Source organism: Bartonella sp. CM86QHHN (assembly GCF_042194695.1).
Lineage (GTDB): Bacteria > Pseudomonadota > Alphaproteobacteria > Rhizobiales > Rhizobiaceae > Bartonella.
Map to the genome: position 1 here is coordinate 1 of NZ_JBHIND010000013.1, position 5,446 is coordinate 5,446.

At 37.2% G+C, this 5,446-nt stretch carries 7 protein-coding genes and 2 pseudogenes; 2 read left to right on the top strand and 7 right to left on the bottom strand.

The window, feature by feature from the left end:
- From ACFIKX_RS01265 to ACFIKX_RS01295, 7 genes and pseudogenes are all read right to left on the bottom strand, one after another.
- Nucleotides 1-605, bottom strand: a 605-nt coding sequence (locus ACFIKX_RS01265) for a lambda exonuclease family protein (RefSeq protein ID WP_375627841.1), incomplete at its 3' end; no start/stop codon positions are given.
- A 1-nt stretch (nucleotide 606) separates the two neighbouring features.
- On the bottom strand, nucleotides 607-1,401 hold the full coding sequence (locus ACFIKX_RS01270; RefSeq protein WP_375627842.1) for an ERF family protein: 795 nt from the start codon (nucleotides 1,399-1,401) through the stop codon (nucleotides 607-609).
- 122 nt (nucleotides 1,402-1,523) lie between these two features.
- A complete protein-coding gene (locus ACFIKX_RS01275) occupies nucleotides 1,524-1,931 on the bottom strand; it encodes a hypothetical protein (RefSeq protein WP_375627843.1) in 408 nt (135 codons plus the stop codon).
- Nucleotides 1,932-1,943: 12 nt separating this feature from the next.
- Nucleotides 1,944-2,751: pseudogene (locus ACFIKX_RS01280) on the bottom strand (phage antirepressor KilAC domain-containing protein).
- Nucleotides 2,752-2,766: 15 nt separating this feature from the next.
- Nucleotides 2,767-3,129 (bottom strand): antA/AntB antirepressor family protein, encoded by a 363-nt coding sequence (locus ACFIKX_RS01285; protein WP_375627844.1) that lies wholly within the window; start codon nucleotides 3,127-3,129, stop codon nucleotides 2,767-2,769.
- 63 nt (nucleotides 3,130-3,192) lie between these two features.
- On the bottom strand, nucleotides 3,193-3,567 hold the full coding sequence (locus ACFIKX_RS01290) for a hypothetical protein (protein WP_375627845.1): 375 nt from the start codon (nucleotides 3,565-3,567) through the stop codon (nucleotides 3,193-3,195).
- A gap of 171 nt (nucleotides 3,568-3,738) precedes the next feature.
- On the bottom strand, nucleotides 3,739-4,341 hold the full coding sequence (locus tag ACFIKX_RS01295) for a S24 family peptidase (RefSeq protein WP_375627583.1): 603 nt from the start codon (nucleotides 4,339-4,341) through the stop codon (nucleotides 3,739-3,741).
- Nucleotides 4,342-4,440: 99 nt separating this feature from the next.
- On the opposite strand from ACFIKX_RS01295, the gene ACFIKX_RS01300 reads away from it, so the two are divergent.
- Complete coding sequence (locus tag ACFIKX_RS01300) at nucleotides 4,441-4,686, top strand: helix-turn-helix domain-containing protein (protein ID WP_375627846.1); 246 nt, start codon at nucleotides 4,441-4,443, stop codon at nucleotides 4,684-4,686.
- A gap of 125 nt (nucleotides 4,687-4,811) precedes the next feature.
- A pseudogene (locus ACFIKX_RS01305) lies at nucleotides 4,812-5,446 on the top strand (YdaU family protein); the annotation flags it as partial.

Here is a 5,446-nt window from a genome sequence, read left to right on the forward strand (position 1 = left end):
ATCTTTTGCATCTCTTGTTCTATTTCCCCTAAAAAGATTTCGACCGCTTTATTGATCTCTTCAATGTGTTTCTCATCACGGTGGACGCGTTTGATTTTCATTCTCAAACCAGTAGATCTGCCTACAAAGTTTGGATTATAGCTCATGAAATGACACCATTTGCGTCCTGTGCACGCCATTTGGAATTGCATCTGTGCGATATATTCAGGCTTGATTTCGTCATATATAAAGAAGCGCAAATGCGTGGTTGATTGTGGGCATTTGACCTCAACTAAGCCGTCCTCTCCAATGAACCCATCAGGACTTGCACCCGCCATTTTCATTTTTGGGTGTGGGATAAACCCGCATCTTGTGACTTCTGCGTCATAAATGAATTCATATTCTCTCAAGGCATTCTCTTCATGTTCAATGCCCCATTGCATAGCCGCTGTTGTATAAGATTGGCTTATTTCACCTATTAAGCGTTCTGTCATGAGTTTGATTTTGTAGTCTTCATATTTGCTGGTAGGCAAACCTTTTGCTGTCTTACTGAGTACGTTGTAAACGTTTGAAGCAGTGACTTTTCCTAAGCGCGCTTGAAACCATTCTGCTGTTCTTTGTTCCATCTCACACCGCCGTTCTCTGTTCGTGTGGCGTTGCTATATCGGCATCTTGTATAGTAGAATCTGTTTCTACCTTTTGCCTATTTTGTTTATCTTTCAAAAGATGTAACACCGTTTGTGCTTGTCCTTCAGACATATCGTCAAGCTTTTTGACGTTGACATAAGCAAGTATTTTTTCTTCTTCTGTTTGGGTTTGTACGATGAGTCTTCTGATTTCATTGATCTGTTGTGGAAAAGCCTTTTTAATAGGTGTGTTCCCATCCGTATCATCATCTTCACTCACGACATTAAGAAGCATACCTAACAGATATCTGCGTGCGTATGTGATTGCAGAACCAACCGATTGTATATTTGATTTGCATCCTTTCGTGTCATAAGGAAACTTTCCTTCTGTTGAGATTTTATTCCCAGACGGATGCGTCAAAGTCATTTCTACAATTATATTGTCTGAACTCTGTTCTTTGATACGAGAAAACAAAGCAAATCGGTGTTTTGCAAGAGGCTTCTTTACAGCATCAATGTACTGGTCAAGGGTTGCATATTGGCTGTTTGTATGGGTGTTTGTAGAGTTTTTTTGTATTTTTTGATATTCCGTTTGCATATTCGAAAGATCACTGGCAAATCTTTCGTAGTTTTGTCGTTCTATTTCTTTTTCTCGTAAGGCAATGAGACGCTCAAGACGGTCCATATCGACGTCATTTTCTAAGGCTCTGTTTAAAATACGTTCCATAGCAGTTTGTTCGACGCTTAAGTGATGTGTTTCTTCAATTTCTGTTAGGTTAGTGTTTTGTTCACTCATCTTGATTTCCTCCTATTTGAGCGCAATTCCCCCGTGGCGTGAATCACGCTGGTGTCTAAAAGTTGTTTGTGTGGTTAGAAACGGTTTATAGAGAGACTATAAGACTAGTCGTTCGTATTTTCTCATCTGGTTTGTTCTCTAGTTGAGATGAGGTCAGTATTATCAACATGCCCATAAGCACCTGCATCATTGCCAATGCATATAGCATCGCAGTCACCAAAAACACGTACATCACCGTAAACTTCTGCAAATCCATAAAAATGTATACCCTCGTAAACTTCTGCATTACCAAAAACCTGAGCATTATCAGAAATTTGTGCATCATCATAAACACGGGCACCTTCATAAACCCATGCATTATCACCAACCCAGCAATCCCCTTCGTGACTTAAATTGCCCTCATGCTCTATAAAACCCCCTAAATCGCCTTTCTCGACGTTTCCAAAGTCTCGTAAGGCGCGAATGCGGTGGAGAGTTCTGCCATTAACTTCGATTGTTGCGTCTGTCAGTTCGTATTTCTTTTTTATCATAATAACCTCCTCTTAATGCATGCTTTGTCTTTTAAGCTCTTGAGACAGCACACCAATTCCTTTTGCTGTGATTTTTGCGCAAGGAATGACTTTTTCTATTCCATTTGCGGTTTGAAGTGTGATAGTTGGACAATCCATAAGTTTCTTTTGGATTTTGTCTTGATAAGGAAGCAAATTTCCACCTGCTGCTCGTCTGTAAACCCAACCTTTTTCTTGTAAAAATTGAATGAATTGTTTTGGTTGCATCTCGAGTATTTTAGCAGCTTCTGTAAGACCAAAGAGTCCATTATGACGCTGTAAGCTTTCAAGAGCCATTGCCTTTGGTTTTAAATTTGCAATAATGTTATCTTTTTGTTCATTTTCATTTTTGAGATACGTTAAAACACCAAGCATAACTTGAGGGCTTGAGTAGTCGATTTGTGGTATTACTGCTTGCTTTTCCAATTCTTGCCAACGGTCTATAATCCTAGCGCGTAATGTNGCTTGAGTAGTCGATTTGTGGTATTACTGCTTGCTTTTCCAATTCTTGCCAACGGTCTATAATCCTAGCGCGTAATGTCATGCTGTAACCAGAAACTAAAATGAGGCATTCACGTTTAGGAAGGTTGTAACAGTTTTGGGGTTTACCCTGTTTATCTAAATAGGTGGATCCAAATTTGGATTGACCCCCTTCAGGATATAATTCTCCTAACATTTGTCGAATATCACGCATAATATGCGCATGTTGCTTACCGCATAACTCTGCAATTTCACGACTAGACATGGTGGGAACAGTTGTGTTTTGAAAATTGTTTTCAGATATTGTAATAAAGTTTTGCATCATCACCCCCCTTAATTAAGAAAAACACAAGGTTTGATATAATATTCTGCCATAGTTTCTATGACGTTCTGCTTGAGCAATTTTCCTTGCTGCGTAAATTTTGAAGTAATGATTATCAGTTTTATCTGTTTCTATTTCAGATTTTGGACAAATCTTCTGTCTGTTCCATTCTTGTTTTGTAAAAACAAAATCCACGCCTTCTTTTAGATCAAGCTTTTCAACACAATCATTAAACCAAGTGGAAAAATCTTGTTTCAAATGTAAGTACCTATGCATTACATGGGCATTGACCATTTGGACATAACCGATTTTGTTGTCTACCTCGTTTTCAGGCGTGAGATATCCTTCACTATGAATATGAGTATCATGTGTGGTCATAAGTTTACTCTAATCAATTATTGATGGGGAAAAGGGGGCGCTTTTAAATGCGCCCTTTAGAATTTAAAGCACATCACAAGGACGCAAACGGTGTTGTTGTTCGTAAGTACCGTAAATCTCATCATTATATTTTTCGTCTGCTAAATCAGATAAAAGATCGTGGTAAGCATCACTTTCACGTACAAAGTCATGAACCTCACTATCCTCATGGAGATGTTCGATATTTTCTTTTACATATGCTTCTGCAATTTCTTCAGAGATATCTTCACAATTATTCTCAGAGGGATTTATACGAAAGATTTGGATTGCATCATCTACCTCATCAACAATGCTTAGAATTTGACTTGCATCAAGTGGTCCAGACTCTGCAATGTGTTGATCTTTATCGTAGGCAACTAATAAAATTTCATTGGAATTTATAAGAATTGGATTTTCCATAATTTTTCCTCCCTAACGCCTCTTGGCGATTGTTTGTGCGTGGTTTATATAATTACTTATACGTAAATGTATAAATATAAGCAAGCAAAAAATCGCATATATTTCATTTTTTTTTGCATTTTCACTTAAATGCCATCTTCACAAGCAATAGAATCAAAAACTTTATTGGGATTACTTCATAAGTAGACGATAGGATTTGCGCGGTAATATTGCAACTATTTCTCCAACCCATTTTATCTTTGCATTTTTAATAGGTAGCGCATTCCATGATTTGAGTACAATGCCCTCTGAAGAGCGAGTAATTTGTTTGATGAAACGCCTATTATCTTCTGTTAGAACGACAACTTCATCACCGTAATAATCGCTCATTGGCTTTGTTTGCAGATGTTTAACTACGATTAAATCACCATCTTTATATACGGGATACATGGAATCTCCACGAACCATGAATCCTATTGTTTCAAAAGGCAAATCAAATGGTATTTCGATTGTTTCAAGCCCATCTTCTGGGATTTGCTCAACATCGGTATCAATCTCTAATCCTGCTCCTACATATCCCATAACAGGAACAACTGTAGTAATTTGATTATAACCTTTTAAGCTTTTATAAAGTTCTAGAATTGAGTCTCTGTGTGAACCTCTGGGATCTGATTCACTTCCTAACCATCTTGACACGGTCGCTTGGGTTACATTTAATCTATCGGCAAGATCTTTTTGATTAAGACCAAACTCAGATTGCAATACTTGCAATGTCGCAATGATATTTTTCGTCATAATTAGTTACTTATGATTTTAAAATTAAAAAAATCTATTGTTTTTTTTAATTAACTCTATACAATTGCGTATATGGTTAAAATAAAGGACTTAACTCAAATGGACACAGAGGAAAAATTCAAGATTAAATCTATCCGAAAGTGTTTATCGCTAACACAAAAAGAATTAGCAGACATTTTAGGCGTTAAGCAAGCCTCTGTTTGTCGTTGGGAACAAGGCAAAGGACTATCTTTAAATAGTTATTTAAAGCTGCAAAAGTTGAAGGATAGTTCTAGCTCTAGTTCTGCTTTTACTGCTGCTTCTACAGAAAAGAATGAACATCAACAGCATCATTCACACTCTTAAACAGGCATTAAATAAAGAGATCAAATAAATAGATTACGCGTCACCATGCGCACGCATAAATACGCAACAGCTTTAAGGGGGGATTATGATCACTCATTTATATTTAATGAAAGAAGGGGATGCGCATGTCTAATGGTATGCCATGGATAAGATTCCATTTGTATGACTGGATAAGTGGTACAGATGGAATGACGTTAGAGCAAGGGGCGCTTATATGACGCTTCTCGTTCGCATGTACGATAAAAAAGCACCAATTAAAGAAGATTTTGAAACGCTTGCACGTGCTTGCAATTGTTCGCAGAAAAAATTTGCAGCTATTGTCGAATACTTAATGAGGAATGATAAACTTGTTGAGACAGATAATGGATTGTGGAATACGCGCGTTGAAGAAGAGCTAAAAGATTTTTCTGATAAAAAAGAGCACATATCGCAAGTTCGTAGTGAGGCTGGTAAAAAAGGTGCAGAAGCAAAAAACAATACAAAACAACATGTTAATAATTTTGCTGAAGCAAATGACAAGCAAAACGTTTTTTTTGCTGAAGCAAACGCTAAGCAAAATCAAGCTATAAAGAACCAGAATAAGAATATATATAAAAAAACTAAAACTAACGTTTTAGCAAAAAAAGAAATTGATTTTGAAGATTTAGAAACAAACGAACAGGTTGACGAGCCAACAGAGGTTGCTGCTGTTGAGACCACATCAGAGCAAATCACAACGGGTGTAGAAAACCAACCTCCCATTCACGAGCAAGAGAACGTT

Excerpts from the sequence above, each read along its gene's own strand:
- ACFIKX_RS01275 (WP_375627843.1), bottom strand. The coding sequence starts at position 1,931 with ATGATAAAAAAGAAATACGAACTGACAGACGCAACAATCGAAGTTAAT.
- ACFIKX_RS01270 (WP_375627842.1), bottom strand. The coding sequence starts at position 1,401 with ATGAGTGAACAAAACACTAACCTAACAGAAATTGAAGAAACACATCAC.
- ACFIKX_RS01290 (WP_375627845.1), bottom strand. The coding sequence starts at position 3,567 with ATGGAAAATCCAATTCTTATAAATTCCAATGAAATTTTATTAGTTGCC.
- ACFIKX_RS01295 (WP_375627583.1), bottom strand. The coding sequence starts at position 4,341 with ATGACGAAAAATATCATTGCGACATTGCAAGTATTGCAATCTGAGTTT.
- ACFIKX_RS01300 (WP_375627846.1), top strand. The coding sequence starts at position 4,441 with ATGGACACAGAGGAAAAATTCAAGATTAAATCTATCCGAAAGTGTTTA.
- ACFIKX_RS01285 (WP_375627844.1), bottom strand. The coding sequence starts at position 3,129 with ATGACCACACATGATACTCATATTCATAGTGAAGGATATCTCACGCCT.